Raw genomic sequence first — 22,405 nt, 5'->3', positions numbered from 1 at the left:
ATAACCTTCGGGTAGCTTGGCGCGAAGATCGCGGGCGTCACGCCATGCGGGACGCCTCCTGTAGCATGATTCCCGCATCCAGATGCTTGCCTGATCATTGTTGCGAAGCGCCGGCCATTGCACGGCCTCCGTAAAGGCCGATAGCGGCAGCAGAAGATCAACGATCCGCAGCCGCATCGTCGTTGCGAAAAGCCGAGCCAGCCGTGAATGCATGGTCGCGATCCTCTCGGTGCCCAGCAGCAGCGGTGGTCTGAAGCTCGGCAGGGCAACCTCGATACGCCGCTTGTGGCCATGCTGGAGCAGGAGCCACGCCTCGATCGAAGGCTTTCCCGTTGGTCCGAACTCCGCCGCAACGTGCCCCATCGACATGTACCGTTCGAAAGTGAGCTTGCGTGAAAGCTGCTTGTTCATGTGACAGCCCACGCACACAAGCGTCTCGTCAAACAGCTTTGCCTTGGGGTGCGCGTTTGACATGTACATTTCTGGAAAGATCAGGAAATCCACCTCGCCGCGCCGCAGCGGCTCGACCGGTTGATCGTCAAGCGGAACCAGCTCGAACGTGATGCCAGGGGCCTCGCGCCCGACACGCGCAATCACGGTCCGGAAGAACACCAACGCCATGAAGTCAGACAGTACGACCCGGAAGCGCCGATCCGATTTGGCCGGGTCGAACGTGTCACCCCCGGCAATCGAGAGCTGGATGCAGCAGCGTGGCGAACTGGAACGCGCAATTGAAGAAGCTCAGGCTGAAAAGCAAGGCTGCCACAGTCGGTGGCCTGTCCTATTCAATCTTCATTTCAACCGGCTGATCGTCCCCCGTCGTAGAACTTGGGTTACGTTCATGGCGAACGTTTTGAACCATCGAAGACGGTGAGCCGCAGGCCACCTCCTTTCTGGCTCGTATCTTCTCCAAGAGTGCGAGTAATAGCGCATCAAGATGCAAGCTGTCATCACCGCCTCCTGCACCGCCGTTATCCGAGCCGTGGACGAGATATGCTGCCTTGCCGATGACGACGTTGCAGGCGGCTTGAGCCGCTTCGTCGATCTTCCTTTGATGTGCTCTCTGCTGAGAGATCGGGCTGTGGGGCCACAGCTATGGCGGGCTCCTCGCGGCGTTAACCGATCTCCGCGACAGCCGTGTTCATGCCTCCTGTATCAATTCGGCGCCACCGCGCTCGGAGGTGCCGCCGTTCCGCACGGCGCAAGAGCAGCTCGCGGCGATGTTCGGCTGCCACGATCCGGATTTACTGACCGAGCGCGTTTCCGCGCTTGACTTCGACGGCCGCCGCGTCCCTATCGCCTGCGCGACACTGCTGCTGGAGGGCGGCACCGATGCCTTGGTCAAGCCTGGATCTCAGAGCGCTTTTCGGGAAGGCAACACCAACCCGCGGTCGTGCCTCAAGTCCTGGCCTGACGGCGAGCAAACAATAGGGGACGGGACCGTGCTGCTGGGTGACTCTCAAGCCGGATCATCACAGCCTAAGCTCTAATCTGCACAGGGAGAGCGGAATAACCGTGCACGAAGTTCGACGCAATTCGCTGGGGTTCGCCGACAACCCTGATCTCCAGCCGCGCATTCAAGATTTCTTCCCAGAGGATTTTCAACTGCAGCTCCGCAAGATGTCGCCCAACGCAACGATGGATACCGAATCCGAAGGAGAGATGCTGCCGCACATTCTTGCGGTCGATGACGAAGCTGTCAGCGTTCTCGATGACCTCTTCGTCGCGGTTACCAGAAATATACCACATGACGACCTTGTCGCCCTTCCTGATTTGTTTCCCACCCACGACGATATCGGCCGCGGCGTTGCGCCGCATATGTGCGATGGGCGTCTGATACCGAATAATCTCCGACACCGCGCTCGACACCAGCTTGGGGTTCTCGCGTAGTTTTCGCAGCTCGCAGGGGTGCTGGTTCATGAACAGGAGGCCCCCGGTAATCGAATTGCGGGTGGTATCATTCCCGCCCACGATCAGCAGAATTAGATTCCCGAGAAATTCGCTCGGCTCCATGTGTCGAGTTGCAGGCGAGTGTGCCATCATGGAAATCAGGTCCAGGCGGGCCTCGGCATTCACGCGCTCGTTCCAAAGCCGCGTGAAATAATCCAAACACTCGGACAAGATCGTGCTGCGCTTGTCCCAGGTGTCGATCGCATGACCTACTTTCGGAACAGAAACAGCTACGTCCGACCAATAGGTTAGGAGCCGGCGATCCTCAAATGGAAAGTCGAACAACGTCGCGAGCATCTGCGTCGTCAACTCAATGGAGACCATATCCACCCAATTGAAGGTATCATTCAGCGGCAAGCCGTCCAGAATCGTTCTAACCCGACGGCGGATCAAGCCTTCGAGCTTCGTCAGATTTTCCGGCGCGACTATCGGGCTTACAGTAGCGCGCTGCTCGCCATGTTTGGGAGGTCCCATCTTGATGAAACTTTGAGTCCAGTGCTTATCCGGCACATCGACAATTGTGACGCCTCGCTCTGACGAAAATGTCTCATGATTTGCATCTATCGCGACGATATCTCGGTATTTCGTTATGGACCAATATGGACCATAACGGCTGTCTTGGCAGTAGTGAACGGGATCTTCCATTCGCAATCGCTCGAAGCAGCTCCATATGCTGTCATCCTGAAAGCGCTTGGCTTCGCTTACATCCAGATTGCTCAGCGGCATATGACACGCATGATCGCCTCTATAGCCTGCCAATCGCGTTTTCATGATCCTCTCCGCAGAATCTTCTCTCTCGAAAGCTTGCGGATCCACAGGTCGCGATTCATGGTTCGAACCGCCGCCGCGTTTTGGTTGCGAGCGGGTCGTCGCCAGAACAGAGTATCCCAAAGTGAAGACAGTCTCTCCCTACCATGTCCGGCAGTAAGGTCGCATTGACTTTCTAAATCGATCGGCTGAGCGTTCAAGCAGCTCAGCAAAAAGTGGGGCCTCTCAATCCTGGTAGCTGAACAGAATCCGAAGGTCGCGGTACGATTATCGGGGCCCATGCAGTCGTCCCCTCGAACGGCCATAGCGTCCTGTCCGGTGCACCAGCGCACTTGCGTAACCGCGACGACATCAAGGCGCTTTACCTTGGCGACTCACCGCAAACTGACTTCAGAGAGGAAAATACTGACGCACGCCGCTGTTTGAATTCGTCGGCAAAGGATCAACTGACCATGATTACAGCCGGGCTGGCACACAACTTCGAGCTCTATTCTCGGCTGGATGCTGCCATTGATGCGACCGTAAGGCGCAACGCCGACCGCAATGATCTCGAAAGCCGCTTTCCCAAAGAAAATTTGAAGGCGTTGGCGGACGTGGGCTGGACCGGCGTCTTGAGCGAAACCCGCTTTGGCGGTCTTGGCCTCGGTCATGTCGATTTCGCCGAAGCTGCTTATCGAATTGGTCAGATCGATGCATCGACCGGGCTTGTCTACGTTATGCACGTCGGCGCGGCTCAGACCATCAACCTGTATGGCAACGATGACCAGAAGGAGCGATGGCTCAAAGCGAAGAACGGCACCCTTCTTGGCACATATTCGACCAGCGAACGCGCGACCGGTGGACACTGGTGGTACAATCTGTCCGAAGCGTCACGCGACGGCGACGACTATCTGATTGATGCCAAAAAATCCTTCACAACGAGCTCCGGTCAGGCCGATTTCTATGTGGTCCAGACACGCACGCCCGGCGCCAAGGACCAGGCCGACATTGTTTTCTTCATTGTGCACGGAAAGTCTCCCGGGATCGAATCGAAGCCTTGGAACGCGCTCGGCGTGCGCGCCAATCACTCAGGACCCATCCGCTACAACAACGTGCGGGTACCGCGGCGGGACCGGCTCGGCGCGGAAGGGCAAGGAAAGGACATCATCTACAACGGTGTCTCGCCCGTCAATCTTATCGGGCTCGGTGCCGTCTGGGAAGGTTTGGCCCGTGGCGCGCTGAATGCCGCTGTCAAGCACACTGAAAGTTTCGTGCATAAGGATCGGAACAAGAGACTTGCAGATTATCAGGCGATCCGGCAGGAGCTCGGCGCGGCCAAGGTGCTCGTCGAGTCGGTGCGCCCGTGGCGGCTCGAATTGGCAACGAGGTTGGACGAACTCTGGCGCGCCGGCAAACCGCAAAGCGAAATCCTGATCCCGCTAACCGAGTTTAAGGTGCATGCCGCCGAGGTCGCGAACGAGGTTGCAGGCGCTGCACTAACAGTGACCGGAGGTTACGGCTATCGCCGAGGGCCGATCGAACGTTTCTTCCGCGATGCGCGCGCGGCCATTGCAATGGGCCCATCGAACATTATCGCTCGGGACTGGATCGGAAAATCTTTGGTCGGACTACCGCTTGAGCTCTTCTACGAAGGGGGAGAATAGGTCGAGTTCCCGGGTTTCGAAATGCGTCCATGCCGCGGGAGATAAGGCTGATCAGATTCAAGGTGGTGAACGGCACGTCAGGGCGTCCAGCCCGGATCGCTATCCTTCGGATTTGCCTCGAGAACGAGAGCGCGCCAAGCTCGCGCGCCGCGCCGGCGCGGCGGGGAGGGCAGCGGTCCCGGTAGGGTTCTCTGCCACGAGCTCGAGCCATTCCGTGACGAAACGCTTCGCGGCCAGATTGCCCTAATGCGCTCGCCTGATGAGACGATCGGGCCTGGGGGGTAACAGCTATGGCGGGCTCCTCGCGGCGTTAACCGCCATTCGCGACAGCAGTGTTCACGCCTGCTGTATCAATGGGGCACCACCGCGCACGGAGGTGCCGCCGTTCCGCACGGCGCAAGAGCAGCTCGCGGCGATGTTCGGCTACCACGATCCGGATTTGCTGACTGAGCCGCGTTTCCGCGCTTGTCTTCGACGGCCGCCGCGTCCCTATCGCCTGCCTGACACTGGTGCTGGAGGCCGGCGCCGATGCCCTAGTCAAGTCTGGATCTCAATGTGCGTTTCTCGAAAGCAACACCGACCCGCGATCGCGCCTCAAGTCCTGACCTGACGGCGAGCCTACAACGATGGGGACGAGCGATACACGCTGGTAGCGGACTGATTCAGCGCGGTGCTCACAACGTAGCCGGAGGTAGCTGGATCGGGATGCGCGTCGGGCCGAGCCAGTTCAAACGGTCTGGACGGCTTGAACGAGGATGCTCGCTTACGCTTGTCGTGGTAGCCGACACGGGCGTACTGCCTTAAAGGTCGTGAGCTTGCAGGAAGACGTTATCGTTCTGGAGGGCCAATACCTCACGTGAAGATCCTATCCGAAGGACGCCGCCTCAAGACAGCTGACTCGCAGCGAGAGATACCGCCGGTTGGCGACGTGTTCGCCGCCATGAAAAAGCGGCCGCAGGTTGCCCGCGCTATCGTGACAAGTCTTCCAACCTTTCCGCGGCGTTGAATAAGTATCGTCTGGAGAATGGATTGCGGCCGACCAAAGAACACGCGGTTTATTCGCTGCGGGATAGCTTCAAGGATCGGCTAATTGCTGATGAAGCGCCCGATAGTCTCATCGAGAGTCTCATGGGCGAAGGCGAGCCAATGCTGGACTTCCCAGCGCGTAAGCTTGAGAGGAACGGCGGACAGAGTTGCCGGCGGCGTCACGGGGCGCGCTGATCATGGGTGCTGCCTGTCACCGGCTATGGTCGCTGCCGACTGGAATTTTCAGCCAACTGTTCCACGTTTCGCGAAGTTGCAGAGTCATCTTCGACAGTAGGTCGGCCACACCGTAGGCTGATATATCGCTCATCATTTTCGTCTTCTTACTAATGAGAGGATCAATCAGTTCTGAGCACCACCGTTCATCGCTGCTCACAGGTCACTTCAACGCCGGTCCGACGGCTGCCCGGTTCCCGAGATCGATTCATTCCTTCACGTCGATCAACCGTTTTCGGTACTGTGCGGCAGAGCCGTCAAAGAGGTGTCGCAACCGTGCTGCTGGGCGACTCTCACGATCAATGCTGACGGTCGCTTGTCCGCTCATGCCTGCTGTCCTCGCTCTATGGACAACGAAGCGTTGAATAGCGAAACGAGGGAACCAGGTGGCCGGTGGGGTCAGGGTTGAAGCGGCTTGTTGTCGACGTCATGTTAGGCAAACATCTGCCAGCACCGCGAAGGGAGGCACACGACGCGGATCTTAGCATTCGGCTCAACGTGCGCCTGCCAGCCGGCGGCACCGAGGTGCGCCTGCATGTTCTGTCGAATATCGTCTCTGTTGCCGCTCTCGCAATGGGCCAATTGATCGATGCGGTGAGCCGCCGACCCAGAGATCGCGATTGTCAACCTTCACGACTAGCCAAATATAGTGAACTTTGTGGTCGCCGCGATATTCGCGCTTCTCGACCGCCGACGACGGGAGCTGGTGGACGTAGTCCGACACGAAATCGTAAGGTGCTCTTCCGCCCGGAACCGGCTGCGACCGCTCGCTTTCACCTCCGTCGTCGTGGCATGAGTTGTTTCGTGTGCTTCACCCGAAAGGAGACCCGCTTGGCAGTATCTTCGGCTGCCCACGGATCATGGCCCACGACGGCAACGTTCGAGAGAATTTCTTGCCGATTTATCACCCGTTACGGCGGAATATTACGCGAGTGCGTTCGCGGGATCGTCGTGATGTTGTAATACAAGCAAGCGATTTCGATCGTTTCCGTTTGCAGAAAGACCGGTCGGGCCCCGTTGATGTGAAAATGGCGTAGATGTCGGCGCCGAGCTCGCTCTCCGAGATCAAAACCGTTCCCGTAAGACTCTTCCACGCCGTGCAGCGTCTTCCAGCGTCTTCCCGCTCTCCATCTTCGACATGCAACACCTTCCGGCTACGTTGTCCTCGCCCAGCAACACGCAGCTGGTACATTGCGGCGGTCTTGATGCTCAGCAGGAACTCTGGCTATATCCCGCGCGTTCAATCTGGAGTTACTTTTGGTGGCAATTGGTATAGTGAAATGGTTCAGTCCGACTAAGGGCTACGGCTTCATCAAGCCAGATGATGGCGGCCCCGATGTCTTCGTGCACATCCGCGCCGTAGAAAAGGCCGGCTATGCCGAGTTGGCAGAGGGCGCGAAGATCAGCTACGAGACAAGGGTCGGAGCTTCTGGCAAAATTTCTGCCGAAAATCTTCGACTTGGATGAGCTCGCTCGCGCAAAAATAAAAGGCAGTCCTACCATTCGTCATTCTTGCTCCCCCCCGGCTTGTCCGCGAGGCGTAGGTACGGCCTCATCATATCCCCTGGAGCCGCTGAGGCCGTTTCCTTGTCTGACGCTGTGAGTAGGCGTGCTTCGCAATAGGAGGCGAATTGTGTGAGTGCTTCCGCAAGACGATTGGCTCGAATGTCAGTCCTCAGCCCTCCAAAGGCAGCCTGGTCCTTAACTCTCCAACGCATCGTCGGAATGATTTTCACAGCGTCATTCGTTTTTCTAATTCTAGCATTAGGTCCAGTTCATCGTGGCGTTCGCGCGCCGGTGACGCCAAGTTTTCAGGAGGCATCATTCGCGTTTGCAACTCCTGGCGAAAGCAGTCTAGCCACTCTTGCAAGGCGTGCGAGCTGTTCTCTCGAACCTACTGAGTTTTGACTCGTCTCGTGCAGCGGAGGGCCGACGTTTAATCCGACGAAAAACTGCGCACGCGCGCGACCCAAAGCAGAATTTCGGCGACACATGGCGCAATACCGGCAAGTTTTCTCCTGCGTTGCCAGGTACAATCTGCGACACGTGGAGCTAAGCTGGCATTCGCAGAACCGGCTATCCATTGAGATCCGCACTAAGGGGCGAAATGGGATGGACGGCGCTGCGTGGCCTCAGGTGAGGGGCGATCTTTTATCCACACGGTGGGGCGCCGCGGCGTTCCTCAACAATCTCGAAACTGCCTGCACAACCATAAGTCGAACAGAATGGGTCGTAAGATGGCTAAACATCGGAGACGCCCACTGCGTTCTTGGTGATACCAATAAAGAGAAAGGATACTTTGATGAGGTGGCAGAAGATTGGCTATGCGCGCTAACCGCCTTTGAAGTTGCCAGGCGACTAGCTTGTGAAGACGCTTCGAAAATTGAAGTCGTTTCGGCGAAGATCAACGTCGTCATTCAAAAACTCGGAAAGCTGGGACCGAAGGTCGAGCGGGTACAAATCGAGTGTTGCGATCAATTTGAGATTTCAGCGCACTTCTTGCCTGCTCGTGATCGCAGTTCAGCCGCCCCAGCAATTATTTGCATCAGCACGGAAGCGGAAACAGCAACGACACTGCTCGGAAGGCTCTTGCCTGTCGTAATGCATAGAGGCATGTCCGTCCTTGTAGTCGCTCATGACGACCTCTCAGATACAGGACGCAGCCAATCGGACCTGTTCTTGTCTTGCTGTGTGGACTACTTGTCAACCCGGTCTGACGTCGATGCGGCTCGTATTGGCGTATACGGAGATGGGCTGTCCGCTGCCCTGGCAACCGACCTTGCCGCATTTGACAGTCGTGTGGCCGCAGCAGTGTGTGACGGCGGTCTTTGGAATTTGGCTCGAATGCTGGCGTCTGTCGGCTGGCTCACCCGAACAGCCGACGTGCAGGACGAGCAAGTGATCTCAGCCCGCCGCTTGCGCTTGCTCCGGCAACTAAGATGCCCAGTTCTCGTGGTGGCTGGTGGGCGCGGCATCATCAGTGCAGCGGAAGCGATGAAACTACTAGTTGATGGCGCCGCTGCACCTATTGATCTACAGTTGGCGATACCGAGAATGCTGACGATTGACGGAGAAGAGTTCGAAAATTTTGTGACTGCCGACGACCGCATCTTCGGGTGGCTTGAGCATAAACTTGTGCGGAATACGCTCTCTAACCAGTCTTGAGTCGCATAGCAGCGGAAGCCTTTGTGATCCGGGCTGCCGTATGGCGATCAAGCCATAGGCGATGTCCTTATGTATCGCTCCGGCGTAGTTTCAATTATGGACATTCTCGAGCAGGCTTGCTCCCAATCTGAATCGGGCGTTGTTCTGTCCGCGACGCCGAATCAATGCGGCGTCGCGTGAATGTTGGATCGGAGCCCGGCCACGTCGGCTGGCAACTTGCCGAGTCGGGGGTGGCGAGTCTTGAGGCTAAACGTCTGCAACGTCCTTCGACGGCGGTTGCTGGAGCAGCTTTCCGGCGCCTCGAGTAAGCCGGTTCCGGCAACCTGCGGCGGATTGGGCTGCGACGAAGACGGCTTATAGGGTATTCGACCATCCGCAGCGTTACCGAACAGCGTGATGGCGGGAATTTCGCTGCGATTGGAGCGCGTTTCCAAGGCAGCGACGGGCCTGTTCTGATCCTGCAGGACACGACCAAGTTCCCGCCCGGCAAGATCGGCTCCACAAAAACCATCACCGCTGGGTGCTACAAAGCCGGACAAACCAGCAGCCGTCCTTGTGCAGTGTGTTGATGCATTCGAGGTCGTCACCACCAGTAGGACACCGCTCGGTCTGTCGGCCGTAAAGTTCTGGACCCGCAGCAAGTTCAAAGGAACGGCCGCGCTGGCGGCTCATCACGCAAACGCGCGTTCCAATCGAGATCCTACGCCCAATCCGGCCGCCGCCGTCGTCGGTTCCTGCGCGGCGCGCAAGAGCCGGCATAATCGAGATCGGGCTTGGCGGCTGTCGTACTCGCCTGACAGCGACGTAGACAAGGCCAGTGCCGACGCTAGGTGAACAGCAGGCGTTGAGCTAGTCCATGCCGGGTGCCGAGAAGGACACCTCTACGCCTTCCAAAGCGCAGGGTTCGTCAGCTTCTCGAAAGCTGGTCTCCCTATTAGAACAAGACGACCCAAGGTGGGAGACGGAATGAATAACGACTCATGGAGCCCGGCTGACTTCGCCCGACAGCTACCGGCCGACATGAGCGCGCAAACCAGCCCCCTATCATGCCCGTCGCCGAATCAAGCGGAATTTGATCAGCAGCTAAGTGAGTTGCGGTCAGCCCATCATTCAGATTCGGCCAACCTCGAGCGGGAATCGCCTGCGAATGTGACAAATAGCAATACGCCACCACGCACTATCCTGCAGAGCGAACGATGTACCGCGGCAGTCTTTGTCAGGGGACGCGCCGAACTTGCCGCATCGCTGGTCGGAGCGAGCGTTGAGGCGCTCAGCAACGAGATCGGGCTGGCTGAGCGACGAACAGCACAGTGGCCAACAACGGCTGAGTCTTCCGCCGGCAGCGTCGATGGCAGAGATATTCTAAATGATGTCTTGGCTTCGTCATATTCGCAGCTGCACCGCTTTCAGAACAAGCGTAACCACTGCAAGCCGCGTATGGACGACGATGTAGCGGCAATGGAGCATGTACGTTCCATGGCGGATTTACGTTGTCACACTAGAGCGCATGTTGCTAAGGCGTTCTGCAACGACGACATCGACGAAATCGATATGGCACGCATGGCTGCAATGCACGCCTACGGTTATGCCAAATTGTCTTCTTTCGTGTCGTTGGCCCAGGAGCCCTCACAACTGCTCGTTTCGGATGGCGATGCTCGTGCGAAGGCAATCGCCCAGAGAGCTAAGGAGTTGCACACCTACACGGTACCGAAGGTTGCCGCTTGGTCAACCAGTCGAATCGACGGTGTTCTGGCGCGAGGAAGCGATCCCGAAGATTCGAAATTGCGGGAGTGGGTGAATGGAATACCGACGAAAGAGACGGAGGTCTTGTTTCTCGGCGGCAATCTGGAAGATTATCGGACGGGAAGCCAACCGAATCCCTACAGGATCTATCGCCCCGGTACCAATCAAGAGGCTCAATCTCGCCGGTATCCTCCGCTGTCGGAGTGCGCTTCTGCGCTGTTAGGGGCGGGTCAATGACCGGATGCCTCTTGCTTGTCAACGCTAGTGCGGTTTGCCCAGCCTTGACTTCGCTTGCCGACGAATATCGGGCTACGCGGCCCATTGCTTCCCTCGTGATTCGTTGCGCAGATCGCTAAAGACCGCGCTCAATGCGCCATCACGACTTCAGTCCCTGGTCGGATGATTGATCCTTTTGGTTAGGAGTATAGATTATGGGCTGCTGCATTTCACGACCGAGCGTACGGCACGAAACCTCTCGGGATGACGGACACGCCCTGGAGGCCGAGTTTGGCACTCAGCTAGATTTGGTGCGATCGAGTCCGCCTCGATCCAGTATTGAATCACAGCACGCGCCCGGATCATCTCGCCAGGCCGGTGACGCAGCCGCTTCGCATTGTATTCCGGCCCGCGTTGACCAGAAGCTTCGGTTACTTGGGCAAACACTTGAGCGTGCCAACCAAGCGGGAATTTCGTCCGGTCTCATGGAATATGGTCAGCAGGTGGCTCACTATATGTCTGCCGACAGACAGCCCGACCAGGAATTGTTGTCCCTTGATATCGCCAATCTTCATCGCCTGGCGGACAGCTATAACAAGCGCTATCCGAAACTCAATCTTAAGTATATGGACTCGCCCGCCAAGTTACTTAGCGCGTTGGCGGACCGGTCGTCGGACAGTTCTTGGCGTGCTGTCGTGCGGTTGGCGGACGGCGAGATGCACCACTTTGCTGCTGATGTGCGAACCCGCGCCGGAGCACCGCCGACGGTTATCGTGATGGAGCCAGCCGACCTCTACACCTTCCTGACCCCATACTCCGGATTGCGAAGGCAAGCGCTACAGCAGCTGGGCACAGAGCCGAAATGGGCATTTATTGGAGTTGGTGCACAAAAATCTTCCGCCGATTGCGTGATATTCGACATGCAGTTTGCGCTGGCAGCACACCAAGAGTTGTCCACCTTCGACGGCTGGCATAGCAATCTTCATCGGCACGGAACGATTGCCGATGAGGGGGACGATTCCAACAACTACGTTCCCTCACCCGACGCCATGCTGGAATTTGCCGACATACGCTTGTTTCATGGGGAAATGTTTCTTCCAGCGTTGTTCTATAAGCATTCCCACTCGAAAGGAGTCATCGAGGAGGTCGCAATGTACCAAGCTGGTATTAAAGACGAAGATGTAAGCAGCAGCAGACGCGATCCCAAAACGGAGTCGTTGGCCGAACGGCTCGAAGCCTTTGCTGTCGAGCGAGGCCCCCTTAAATATAGCGCCTCTATCGAGGCTTCGAGAGCAACCAAGATCCGCACGACTTTGGACACAATGTTATCCGACTGATACGATCTTTCGTGTTAAGGCACGCACGAATTTAGCCTTATCGGCTTTCGATGACTTCATCACTGCGGCCTTTGAAAGCTTCACGTCATCCTCTACGACCTCAATAGCCACAAGAAAACGAACATTGGCTCGAGACCAACGTGCATTCCAATTCAGACCGGCAGGTGCGTCTGACCGGCCACTGAGCTGGTCCCGATTGTCTGACCAGATTCCCGCCTCGATTGGTGGAGGCTCTGCCGAGGTTAGCCTCGCCTTCCAATCCAATTGCGCTGCCGCGTCCATCCTCGCAGGACACCACGTGCCCACTACGAGATTGGAGGTCGCAGCCGCAAGGGCTTCCCCGTTCCAAATGGTGCCAGGCGAGCAAGCTGTGATGCTTGCACAGGACAAGTAATCTACAATATTCCAATACTGAGCTTTTGAGATGCCAATCGGCTATTCTTCGCAATCAAGATGAGCCGTTTGTTGACGTAGTGAAGAGACTCCTCGTCGAGCCCTTCAAGCATTGTGGCATTGAGGGATTGTCTTTTGATTGACAGCTTCCTGATTTCCGCTTGCGCTTTTTGAGTCAGCGATATCCGCAGGTATCTCGCATCATCGGGCGAGGTCACGCGGGAAAGGAACTCCATTGCCTCGAGTTTCTTTGTTTGGTTGGTGACGAAGGCGGGATGAATTCGCAGCTTGTTCGCAACCGCTATTCCCGAGACTCCTCGGCCTTCATCGAGTTCGTCAACAGCCATCAAGATCAACCACTGCGGTTCCGTTATGCCTAATAGCTGAGCCCAAGTCTTGTGTATTTCCTCGAGCTGGGAATGGACCTCGACGATATTCCAGATGAAGTCACTAACCGCTCGATCGAGTTGTTCTTTTACTTGCATGGTGTTGTTCCCCGGCAAATCTAGATTGGCCGACACGCGCACAGTCGATGTCCACTCCGGCGGAAACGTACCTACTCTTCTTATGCGCTCGAAAATAGAGCTCACAGGACACACTAGATCAAAAACAATTGAGGCGTGCAATTGATCCAAGTGCGCATTGAAGTTGGATGTCGAGCAAGTGGCACTTTTACGTCGATTCGTAATTTAAGCGGCGTTCGCCTTCGTTCCGATAGCCTTATCCACCAAGACTTCGTCCACGAAATGGCCTTGCGATAGAATAATGTTGCTCTCATCGAATCGCGCACATGATTTCGTTCTGACGCTTTATTGAAGCCGAGATTACCATTCGGCAGGTCGTGGCGAGACGCCTGTGCTCAGGCGGGTTGCTGACTGCGAGAATTCGATAGATTTAGCTTCAAATTCTATAGGGAGCGCTAATCGCCGTCATCCTCGAGACATGACACGCCTTTAACGTGATGGGTTGGGTGAGTTGGTCCCTCAATAGGACGAGCGTAGAGGCGGGTGGGCCGTGCTGTGGCCCTCAGGAATATCGCCGACGAGCGGCGAATTTTTTCCGCGTCTTCGGCCCTATGCGTCCGACAAAGACAAAGCTTTGAATGTTGCGTTCGGACTTGTCCTTCTGGCATCAGGAGCGTGCGCCGATGTCTTGAGAGTCTCATTCCAAGTACGCGGGGTCGGCGCGCCGAGACCGTCACTTCTTGAATGATTTAGGTCTTCCAGGCCGCCACGATTGCAATCCACACGTTCATAGCGAATGCGCATGGAGTGCGCGGGGCCAAATGCCTGGCGCAAAATAATGGCTGCGCTTGCGCGTTCAAACCGGATCGGTTCGCGCTCCGCAAAACGCTCTATTCGAGATTATGTTTGCCCGTGGCCAGAATTGCATGCCTGATCGCTTAAAAGCAGTCCGCTTCTCGAGGGCCACGGTGGCCTCAAAGTGTGGCGGAAGCGAACGCCGAGGTTTTCGCGTGCCAGCCAAGCTCTGCTAGACGGCTGACATCGAGCAACTTACGCGGCGTACCGTCGGGGCGAGAGGCATCGAACGCGATCTCGCCTCGATAGCCGACGACCTCCGCGACAAGCCGGGCGAATTCCAAGATCGTGACGTCCTCGCCAGTCCCTATATTGATCAGCTCTGCACCCGAATAGGTCTTCATCAGGTGGACGCAGGCATCCGCCATGTCGTCGACATAGAGGAATTCGCGGCGGGGTGTGCCGGTGTCCCAAGCCGGGACGCTTTTTCCACCGGAAACCTTGGCTTCGTGAAAGCGGCGGATTACACATGACTATATTCCGGGTGGTCGTTGTCGCCGGGACCATAGAGGTTGGTCGGCATCACACTGATGAAGTCACTTCCGTACTGACTGCGATAAGCCTCCACCAGCTTGATGCCGGCGATCTTGGCGATCGCATAGGGCTCGTTAGTCGGTTCGAGCGGACCGGTCAGAATCATGTCTCCGCGCGGGGGCTGGGAGCAAGTTTCGGGTGGATGCAGGAGGAGCCCAAGAACATCAGCTTTTCCGCACCATTTAGATGCGCGGCATGGATGACGTTCGCGGCGATCGCGTTGTCGTAAAGAAATTCGGCGCGCAGTGTATCATTGGCGACGATGCCGCCGACCTTGGCGGAGGCCAAAAATACCACCTGTGGCCGCGTCTTGGCGAACCAGCCGAAGACCTGGGCTTGTCGCGCAGGCCGACCTCGCTTCGCTCAATGATGACGAGCCGGGTGTCTTCCCGCGCGAGCCTGCGCATCAGCGCGGCCCCGGCCATGCCGCGATGGCCGGCGACACAGACCGTCTTGCCTTTCAGCTCAAACGGGGCGCTTGCCATTTTCGGCTTCCCGTTTCGCCTCGGCAAGATCGCTTGCGACCATCTCCTGCACGAGCTCTGCAAAGCTGCGCTTCGGCTTCCAGCCGAGCTGTTCGCGCGCCTTGCTGGAATCACCGATGAGAAGATCAACCTCCGTCGGGCGGAAATAGGTTGGGTCGATCCTGACCACGATCTTGCCGCTCTTGGTGTCGACCCCAGTTTCTTCTACGCCCTTGCCGCGCCATTCGATGCGGCGACCGACCTCGGAAAAGCCGAGCTCGACCATTTCGCGCACCGACCGCGTCTCGCCGGTTGCGAGCACGAAATCGTCGGGCTTTTCCGCCTGCAGGATCATGTGCATGCCTTCGACGTAGTCGCGAGCATGCCCCCAGTCGCGCTTGGCTTCGAGGTTGCCAAGATAAAGTGTGTTCTCGAGACCGACCTCAATGCGGGCGACGGCGCGAGTGATCTTGCGGGTCACAAAGGTCTCGCCGCGGAACGGGCTTTCGTGATTGAATAGAATGCCGTTACTTGCAAACATGCCATAGGCTTCGCGGTAGTTCACCGTGATCCAGTAGCCGTAGAGCTTCGCCACGCCATAGGGTGAGCGCGGATAAAATGGCGTGGTCTCTTTCTGGGGGACTTCCTGAACCAGGCCGTAAAGCTCCGACGTAGACGCCTGGTAGAAGCGCGTCTCCTTCTCCAGGTCAAGAATCCGGATCGCCTCAAGCAGGCGTAGCACGCCAATCGCGTCGGCGTTTGCGGTATACTCCGGGCTTTCAAAGCTAACGCCGACATGGCTCTGGGCGGCCAGATTGTAGATCTCGGTTGGCCTAATCTGCTGGACCAAGCGGATCAAATTGGTCGAATCGGTCATGTCACCGTAGTGCATGAGAAACGGCACATTGCCGGCATGCCGGTCTTGATAGAGGTGATCGACGCGCGCGGTGTTGAAGGAAGATGACCGTCGCTTAATACCATGCACGACATAGCCGAGCGACAGGAGATATTCGGAGAGATAGGCGCCATCCTGCCCGGTCACGCCAGTGATCAGAGCGACCCGCCTTTGAGAGTTTCCGTTAGGCAAATTCTACCCTATGCAAACGAAGTGATCATTTTCCGTGCCCCTTGGTCACCGCCGTACGCACCCGGTCGAAACGCTATTCGAGGGAGCAAAACCGGCCACGGTGATAAACAAAAGGCTGGCCAAGGACAATAGACGCTTACGACAATGATTTTGCAAAGGTTTTTGCCATTTTCCAGATTTGGCCGTGCAAACGCGGTCAGAGGAACTGCTCCGAGCGGGATGCGGCCTTAGATCCTCTGAATGAACCCTTTAACCGTATTCGGCAACCGCAGGCTCGCCACGATGTTCTTCATGCGCCGCAATCTCAAGGCGATAAAGATCGATCGAAATCGTGAGGACTACCATCAGAGCAAGAAGGTGAAATCCGTCGAAAAATGCAATCACGCGCGGAACTAATGCGCCAATACACCACCCCTTGCATCAATCCACTTGGCTGCTGCGCAATGAGAACTCTTGCAGGAAGCTGAAGAGAATGAATCGGCAAAACCATATCAGCAAAGGGAGATAGGAGCACGACGTTGCTGGCGCTGTCCGCCTAGTGGGGTGGGCAAAACTCCCTCGGACGGTTTGGGGCAGACGTGGATGAAGCAGTAATAGAAGCAACTGTGATCTATCCCACTTGAATTTAGGAACACGCGCTTCGTATTATCTTCTTCATGAGGGGTCGGGGGATCTGCAAATGTTGGATACGGCTACCGCCAAGCTTCTGCGCGCTGTCCTCGACGAGGTCTGCGCGAGCATTTCTCGCTATGAAACAGGCGTCCGTGCACATGTGGCCGCTAAGCTTCTGGAAGCCGCCACCAGAGGCGAAACAACGCCCAGTCGCCTCAAGCAGATTGGTATCGAAGCGCTTCGTGAAGCACCGACCATGTGGCGGTAGGCGCGGGCAACATGAAGTCTCATTCAGGTGAATCTCCAAGTTACCGTCCTAAAAATCCTTGTGAGCTGTCCGGACGGCTTCGCGCCGATGGAGGATCTTAAGCGCGACATGGCGATTCCAGCGACGAGTAGTCGAGAGTGGGACGAGCGCACGACGAGAATGGCCACCCGTGCTCAGAACCTCGACATCTTTTCCCAGAAACTCATTGAGCGGATGAACGGTGGCTGGGATACCACTGAAGAGGGCCGTGCCGTCCTTGATCTCATGGAAGCGCAGCCGGTCGTTGCACAGCTGCCGCCCGAAACGAACGAATCTGCATCCGAGCAAAGAGACGACTAGTCACGGATCGAGAAAGTCGTGCCGGTGTTGTGAACGCTAAAATTAGCATGCTGAGCACGATGGGTCCTCAAGTCTTTAGTCCCGTGCTCTATGTTCCTGGTGCGGCCGGACTGGATGCCGCGCCTCGTTCATTCCCGCTGACGAGAGATGGTGTACCGCCCAAGGTGTATTAGGCCATCGGACCTGCCTTGCATGCAGACAAGCCAAAAAAGATCCAAGCCAGCAAACGATCTGATCTGTTTGGTTCCTAGCGTTTTCCACGCTGGGCGCATGTGTCGTCTTACGTATTCTACGCGCGCCGTTGCGCGCGCAACGCGGGTGGCGGTGCCAGAGATTTAAGAACCTGCGGAACGATTCGCGATGGCTTGCGCTCTCGTTACCAAAGCGTTCGCCTATTTTCGCTCGGGGCGTGCTCATACGATTGCGGCATCCTTGGATTCCGCAATCATGCCTCAGGCCGGCCCCACTATAAGGACGATGACGCAGAGCAGGGCGATTGAGGCGGCCCACAGCGCCAAGTAGTGCCACCAACTCAACTCACGCTCCGACGTCTCACGTGCGACGGTGGCAGCCAAGCCCCCCAAGGTCATTCCGGCTATGACGGTTACGAACATATCAATGTCTTTCATAGGTGCTCCATTCAACCAGGCGCGCGTCGCGGTTTGCTCGTCACGCAAAGAGCTGGTTGCGCATTGTGATCGATGCCGGGCCCGGCGTTGGCCAGACTGATGATGGGAGAGTCGAAACATAAATGTTCGGCCCACCACAGTCGGTGCGTGACAGGAAAGCAGGATCATGCGTGGGCCCACACGGCGGGTAGTCGATATTCCAACTATGCAAACGAGTTCGTCCGGGCGAGGAAGCCCAGAGTGCGCCCCTGCACAATTGAGGTCGTGATCCTCAACCGGGAAAGCGACTTCACTGAACCACCCCTACAACTTGACGCTACGTACGGTTCAACCCCCAACGACATCCATGCGAAATTGTCCAAAGACTATTTCGCGCGCAGGCGCATGCCGAATCGCAAGTGGCGTCCTGTGCACGATCTTCAGTAGGCCACTGTTTGCGATGTGGTCTTCCGACCTGCGACACTTGGCTCTTGAGCGACATCAATGCGCGTTAAGAACGTCTCTATCTAGTTTGTGGCAGTAGCCGAACAACCCGCGCTACCGTGTTGCTGAGGCTATGGGCTCGGATTGCTGCGCAGTCCGGGCCCAACGCCTTGAGAAGCGCTTCGGACCGTACGTTTCCACGGAGCACGAATGCTTCTTGGTGACGACGCATCAGTGGGCTTCGAAAGTCGCAAACATTCCTGATGAAAAAAACCATGAGCCGGACTGTCGTGGCTGCAGGCCGTAGCGAACTGGGGACAATTGTTGCCTTGGTGACAATTCGAATGACTTGATGTTCACAAAAGCTGTCCCTTCGAAGAAGCGCATGAGAACTGCTTGTAAATGCAGCGCTCTCGGTCGCGGCACACGACTTGCTTTGTTCAACGTAGCATCGCCACCCAGTCTGGTGATGTAGGGGCGGGCCGGCGCGCCCCCGCTTGTTCGTCAGGCCCGCCCTGTTCTGTTCTAAAAGCCAGCAGCGCTCAGGCCTGGTGGTAATTCAAAAACTTGAGACGGCCTCAGATTGAAGGTCGCCCGAAGGGACAATCGTATGGAACGCCTAGACCGATTACGGCCGCACTATCACTTGTCGCATGCTGGAGTGAACATGCGGAAGCCATGGTGCTATCTGCGACACACCGTCGACTTGTTGCGTCGCCGCTTTCAACCATCGCCCGCAGTGTGCCCGCGCCAATTCATCTACATCAACGTCTGATTCCCGACGCCCGTCCACTGGTGTGAGATCTGCCGTTCTACTCCCAGTTCCCACCAGCTATTGGAGAGATAGCCGATGCACAACGTCGTTTGCATAAAACAGGTTCCGGACTCAGCGCAGATTCGCGTCCATCCCGTAACCAACACCATTATGCGCCAAGGCGTACCAACAATCGTCAATCCTTACGATTTGTTTGCGCTCGAGGCCGCCATGGAGCTGCGCGACAGGATTGGTGGCGAGATCACTGTTCTGACCATGGGCCCCCCCGCCGCCGAAGACTCGCTTCGAAAGGCGCTGACCTTCGGGGCGGATCGCGCTGTGTTGCTCACCGATCGTGTTTTCGCAGGCGCCGATACGCTGGCGACGACTTACGCGCTGGCGGCGGCCATTCGTAAGATTGGAGAAGAGTACGGCACGCCCGACCTCATCTTCGCTGGCAAGCAGACGATCGACGGCGACACAGCGCAGGTTGGGCCTGGTATTGCCAAACGGCTTGGCGTGGTTCAGCTCACCTACGTCGCCGAGATCACGAGCCTTGATCTCGCGGCGCGCGCAATCGAGGTGGAGCGACGTTCGGAAGGCGGCGTGCAGGTGCTTCGAACCAAGCTTCCATGTCTCATTACCATGCTGGAGGCGACAAACGAGATCCGGCGAGGTGGCATGAAGGACGCGCTGCGCGCGGCACGTACTGACATCGTAAAATGGAACGCGCAGGATGCAGGCATAGTAGATACACAGAAATGTGGTCTTAAGGGCTCCCCGACAATCGTTAAGCGCGTGTTCGCTCCCTCCAAGCGCGCCGAGAAAGCAATGCTGGTCGAGGGGGCCGATCAACCTGTGCCGGCATTAATCGATGCAATTTTCAAGCAGCGGCCGAAGCTTGAAACTGAGCTTACAGCGCTGGCGCGCACTTCCGACGTGCGATCGGAGCGATGAGCCGTTGAAATGTCTCTCGATCTTCGGGTCGTGGTGTTGCCCATGAAGCCTTGGTACAAGATTCTGTACGCCCAGGTGTTGATCGCAATTATGCTGGGCACCATCGTTGGGTGGTTATGGCCCTCGGTCGCTACCAACGACTGGATCAAGGCGATGGGCGACGGCTTCATCAAGCTGATCAAGATGGTGATCGCGCCGATCATCTTCTGTACGGTCGTCTCTGGCATCTCCCACATCCAAGATGCCAAGAAGGTCGGCCGCATCGGCGTCAAGGCGCTGGTCTATTTCGAGATTGTGTCGACGTTTGCACTCCTGATCGGACTCATCGTCGGCAATCTCGTCAGGCCGGGCGCAGGCTTCGGCAGCGCCGCGGCGAGCGCCAACGCAGTTGCCAATTACGCCAAGCAGGCCGAGGGGCAGAAAACCGTCGACCTCATTCTGCACATTATCCCTGACACCGTTGTCGGCGCTTTTGCGCAAGGCGAGATCCTCCAGGTGCTGCTGTTCTCGGTATTGTTCGGCTTCGCCATCATGGGCCTCGGCGAACGGGGACACGCGATCCGCAACTTCATTGACGATGCCGCCTATGCCGTGTTTGGCGTGATCTCGATCGTGATGCGCGCGGCACCGATCGGCGCCTTCGGCGCGATGGCCTATACCATCGGCAAGTTCGGCACCGGCGCGATCCTCAACCTCGTCGGCCTGATCGCGACGTTCTACGTCACCGCGGCGTTGTTCGTGGTCATCGTGCTCGGCACCATCGCTCGGCTTGCCGGCTTCTCGATCTTCAAGTTCCTTGCCTATATCAAGGACGAGCTGCTGATCGTGCTCGGCACCTCGTCCTCCGAAAGCGCGCTGCCGTCCTTGATGGAGAAGCTGGAGCGTCTCGGCTGCTCCAAGTCGGTGGTCGGCCTCGTGGTGCCCACGGGCTACTCGTTCAACCTCGACGGCACCAACATCTACATGACGTTGTCGACCCTATTCATTGCGCAGGCGCTTGGCTTCGACCTCACATTAGGACAGCAGATGACCATCCTGGTGGTGGCCATGCTGACCTCGAAGGGAGCCTCCGGCATCACCGGTGCGGGCTTCATCACGCTCGCCGCGACGCTGGCGGTCGTCGACCCGCGCCTCGTGCCGGGCATGGCAATCGTGCTCGGCATCGACAAATTCATGAGCGAATGCCGCGCGCTGACCAATCTTTGCGGCAACGGCGTCGCCTGCGTGATCGTCGCCTGGTGGGAGGGCGAGCTCGATCGCAAGAAGCTCAGTGGGCGCGTCTGCCGAATCGATCCCACGAGCCTCAGAAAATCAAGATAGCTAGACGGGCCGGCGGATCTCGGGATAACCGGCTCGACACGTGGCGCCAATCGGTGCGGCTGACGAACCAGGCATGACCCGAGGCTAACCTGCCGCTCCGAATTCCGCTGCCAACATAAAATGACAGGGGATCTCGAATCTGAAGGCCTCGGGCGGGTCGGACGTAGCCGATTGCTCTATAGCTCATGGATATCGCCGTTAGCTCGCGACGGCTATCTGAAGGCGACACCGATTGGCCGTAAAGTACGCAACGTTCCATGCAGCGACGAGAACGAGACAAGGCTATCTCCGAAGGAGGTCTGTTAGTGCGCTAACTGAGTCTGCCGAGCAACGAATGTCCCCAATGTCCTGCGATAACGCGAGCGCTCTGACCGCTATAGCCGAAAGATCTGGTATCTGACACTCAAGTTCATTCAGGCGTTGTTTCTAGCTGGGTCTGAAGTAGCTTAATCGCCGTATCTTTCTGTATTGCAGAGTTGATGCTCCAGTCCCGTAGCGCTCGCATGAGTCGTCCCCGTTTTCATCTCGCGCCATGTCTTAGCGATGTTCGTGGCCGGAATTGGGAATTCCGCGTCGAATGCTTGGCGGTTTAACGCCGCAGCAGACCCGCTCCTGCTATGGGCAGCCTTCGCATCCAACGTCATTGTTGACCAGCGGGCGCGGCCCTCCACAAGCGACTATGCTGGTAGTGGAATAAGGCTTAGCCCGGCATTGGAGTGGCTTGAATCTAACGTTGCGTCAGGTTGTAGGTCTTCAGACAATCGCGATCGACTTCACGGCGTCAACGTGTGTCGATGAGTCAGCCCTCAGGGAGAGAAGGCGGCCTCGCGGGGGATCAAACACATGTAGAGAGCGTTCGAATCAATGCGCGATGAAGGGCACAAGCGAGATCAGGAACGCTATGGTTGTAGCGCTCGTATCGAGGCGCCCGCACGCAGTCGGCAATGGCAGAAGAAGCCTTTGGGGGTCGGCGCGGCGCGTCCGTTTCGTTTGCCTCCGATCATTGGCGGCCTCGGATTGAAGCATCGGACAAGACCGGTGGCGCCATCGGCACAAATGGAGCAGGTTCGTGTTTCGCTGATCGACTGCGCCATCACCATCGCTTTCCCTAAATTCTGCTGCGCGTGTTCTTTTGTCGAACGACGGCCCGCCGAACAGATTGTCTTATTCGGACCTAGGATCAACCGTTCACTTCAAGAGATGGACCGCTTGAAGGTTTGCAAT

General features: G+C 57.2%; 12 protein-coding genes and 3 pseudogenes. 10 read left to right on the top strand and 5 right to left on the bottom strand.

Features of this window, described 5'->3' with window-relative positions:
• Positions 1-37 precede the first annotated feature (37 nt).
• Positions 38-702: pseudogene (locus ACNJX9_RS33865) on the bottom strand (LysR substrate-binding domain-containing protein); the annotation flags it as partial.
• 479 nt (positions 703-1,181) lie between these two features.
• Here ACNJX9_RS33865 and ACNJX9_RS33860 point away from each other — a divergent pair.
• On the top strand, positions 1,182-1,490 hold the full coding sequence (locus ACNJX9_RS33860; protein WP_439406375.1) for a hypothetical protein: 309 nt from the start codon (positions 1,182-1,184) through the stop codon (positions 1,488-1,490).
• Here ACNJX9_RS33860 and ACNJX9_RS33855 read toward each other — a convergent pair.
• Complete coding sequence (locus tag ACNJX9_RS33855; protein WP_439406374.1) at positions 1,480-2,721, bottom strand: cytochrome P450; 1,242 nt, start codon at positions 2,719-2,721, stop codon at positions 1,480-1,482. The two genes, ACNJX9_RS33860 and ACNJX9_RS33855, sit on opposite strands and share 11 nt — an antisense overlap.
• A gap of 449 nt (positions 2,722-3,170) precedes the next feature.
• On the opposite strand from ACNJX9_RS33855, the gene ACNJX9_RS33850 reads away from it, so the two are divergent.
• From ACNJX9_RS33850 to ACNJX9_RS33830, 5 genes are all read left to right on the top strand, one after another.
• Positions 3,171-4,361, top strand: a complete 1,191-nt coding sequence (locus tag ACNJX9_RS33850) for an acyl-CoA dehydrogenase family protein (protein ID WP_439410173.1) — start codon at positions 3,171-3,173, stop codon at positions 4,359-4,361.
• Positions 4,362-6,881: 2,520 nt separating this feature from the next.
• The gene (locus tag ACNJX9_RS33845) at positions 6,882-7,088 is read left to right on the top strand and encodes a cold-shock protein (protein ID WP_439406372.1); all 207 of its coding nucleotides are present in this window, start codon (positions 6,882-6,884) and stop codon (positions 7,086-7,088) included.
• Positions 7,089-7,733: 645 nt separating this feature from the next.
• On the top strand, positions 7,734-8,786 hold the full coding sequence (locus ACNJX9_RS33840) for a hypothetical protein (RefSeq protein WP_157083370.1): 1,053 nt from the start codon (positions 7,734-7,736) through the stop codon (positions 8,784-8,786).
• A gap of 966 nt (positions 8,787-9,752) precedes the next feature.
• Positions 9,753-10,766 (top strand): hypothetical protein, encoded by a 1,014-nt coding sequence (locus ACNJX9_RS33835; protein WP_439406370.1) that lies wholly within the window; start codon positions 9,753-9,755, stop codon positions 10,764-10,766.
• Positions 10,767-11,230: 464 nt separating this feature from the next.
• Positions 11,231-12,082: a YopJ family acetyltransferase gene (locus ACNJX9_RS33830; protein WP_439406368.1), complete on the top strand. Its 852-nt coding sequence runs from the start codon at positions 11,231-11,233 to the stop codon at positions 12,080-12,082.
• Positions 12,083-12,477: 395 nt separating this feature from the next.
• On the opposite strand, the gene ACNJX9_RS33825 is transcribed toward ACNJX9_RS33830, so the two are convergent.
• The 3 genes and pseudogenes from ACNJX9_RS33825 to gmd all read right to left on the bottom strand — a co-directional run bounded on the left by ACNJX9_RS33825 (position 12,478) and on the right by gmd (position 15,879).
• Complete coding sequence (locus tag ACNJX9_RS33825) at positions 12,478-12,960, bottom strand: MarR family winged helix-turn-helix transcriptional regulator (protein ID WP_439406367.1); 483 nt, start codon at positions 12,958-12,960, stop codon at positions 12,478-12,480.
• 953 nt (positions 12,961-13,913) lie between these two features.
• A pseudogene (locus tag ACNJX9_RS33820) lies at positions 13,914-14,813 on the bottom strand (GDP-L-fucose synthase family protein).
• Positions 14,794-15,879, bottom strand: coding sequence for a GDP-mannose 4,6-dehydratase (gene gmd / locus ACNJX9_RS33815; RefSeq protein WP_439406365.1), 1,086 nt, complete (start codon positions 15,877-15,879; stop codon positions 14,794-14,796). Before gmd ends, ACNJX9_RS33820 begins: the two are co-directional and overlap by 20 nt.
• 679 nt (positions 15,880-16,558) lie before the next feature.
• Between gmd and ACNJX9_RS33810 the strand changes: the two genes are divergently transcribed.
• The 4 genes and pseudogenes from ACNJX9_RS33810 to dctA all read left to right on the top strand — a co-directional run bounded on the left by ACNJX9_RS33810 (position 16,559) and on the right by dctA (position 21,181).
• Positions 16,559-16,759 carry a hypothetical protein gene (locus ACNJX9_RS33810; protein ID WP_057748097.1) on the top strand — a complete coding sequence of 67 codons (201 nt, stop codon included), beginning with the start codon at positions 16,559-16,561 and terminating at the stop codon, positions 16,757-16,759.
• Between the two features lie 27 nt (positions 16,760-16,786).
• Positions 16,787-17,062: pseudogene (locus tag ACNJX9_RS33805) on the top strand (hypothetical protein); the annotation flags it as partial.
• Positions 17,063-19,000: 1,938 nt separating this feature from the next.
• A complete protein-coding gene (locus tag ACNJX9_RS33800) occupies positions 19,001-19,861 on the top strand; it encodes an electron transfer flavoprotein subunit beta/FixA family protein (RefSeq protein WP_057750191.1) in 861 nt (286 codons plus the stop codon).
• Positions 19,862-19,870: 9 nt separating this feature from the next.
• Positions 19,871-21,181 (top strand): C4-dicarboxylate transporter DctA, encoded by a 1,311-nt coding sequence (gene dctA / locus ACNJX9_RS33795; protein WP_057750188.1) that lies wholly within the window; start codon positions 19,871-19,873, stop codon positions 21,179-21,181.
• The last annotated feature ends 1,224 nt before the right edge of the window (positions 21,182-22,405 follow it).

It is taken from the genome of Bradyrhizobium sp. BLXBL-03, from assembly GCF_051853015.1.
GTDB lineage: Bacteria > Pseudomonadota > Alphaproteobacteria > Rhizobiales > Xanthobacteraceae > Bradyrhizobium > Bradyrhizobium manausense.
The sequence above is the reverse complement of the archived record's forward strand: the minus strand, read 5'-3'. Positions and strand labels throughout refer to the sequence as shown.

Bases quoted from the DNA above. Each gene is read 5' to 3' on its own strand.
- ACNJX9_RS33800 (WP_057750191.1), top strand. From the start codon at position 19,001: ATGCACAACGTCGTTTGCATAAAACAGGTTCCGGACTCAGCGCAGATT.
- ACNJX9_RS33830 (WP_439406368.1), top strand. From the start codon at position 11,231: ATGGAATATGGTCAGCAGGTGGCTCACTATATGTCTGCCGACAGACAG.
- ACNJX9_RS33850 (WP_439410173.1), top strand. From the start codon at position 3,171: ATGATTACAGCCGGGCTGGCACACAACTTCGAGCTCTATTCTCGGCTG.
- ACNJX9_RS33825 (WP_439406367.1), bottom strand. From the start codon at position 12,960: ATGCAAGTAAAAGAACAACTCGATCGAGCGGTTAGTGACTTCATCTGG.
- ACNJX9_RS33855 (WP_439406374.1), bottom strand. From the start codon at position 2,721: ATGAAAACGCGATTGGCAGGCTATAGAGGCGATCATGCGTGTCATATG.
- dctA (WP_057750188.1), top strand. From the start codon at position 19,871: ATGTCTCTCGATCTTCGGGTCGTGGTGTTGCCCATGAAGCCTTGGTAC.
- ACNJX9_RS33840 (WP_157083370.1), top strand. From the start codon at position 7,734: ATGGACGGCGCTGCGTGGCCTCAGGTGAGGGGCGATCTTTTATCCACA.
- ACNJX9_RS33810 (WP_057748097.1), top strand. From the start codon at position 16,559: ATGTTGGATACGGCTACCGCCAAGCTTCTGCGCGCTGTCCTCGACGAG.
- ACNJX9_RS33835 (WP_439406370.1), top strand. From the start codon at position 9,753: ATGAATAACGACTCATGGAGCCCGGCTGACTTCGCCCGACAGCTACCG.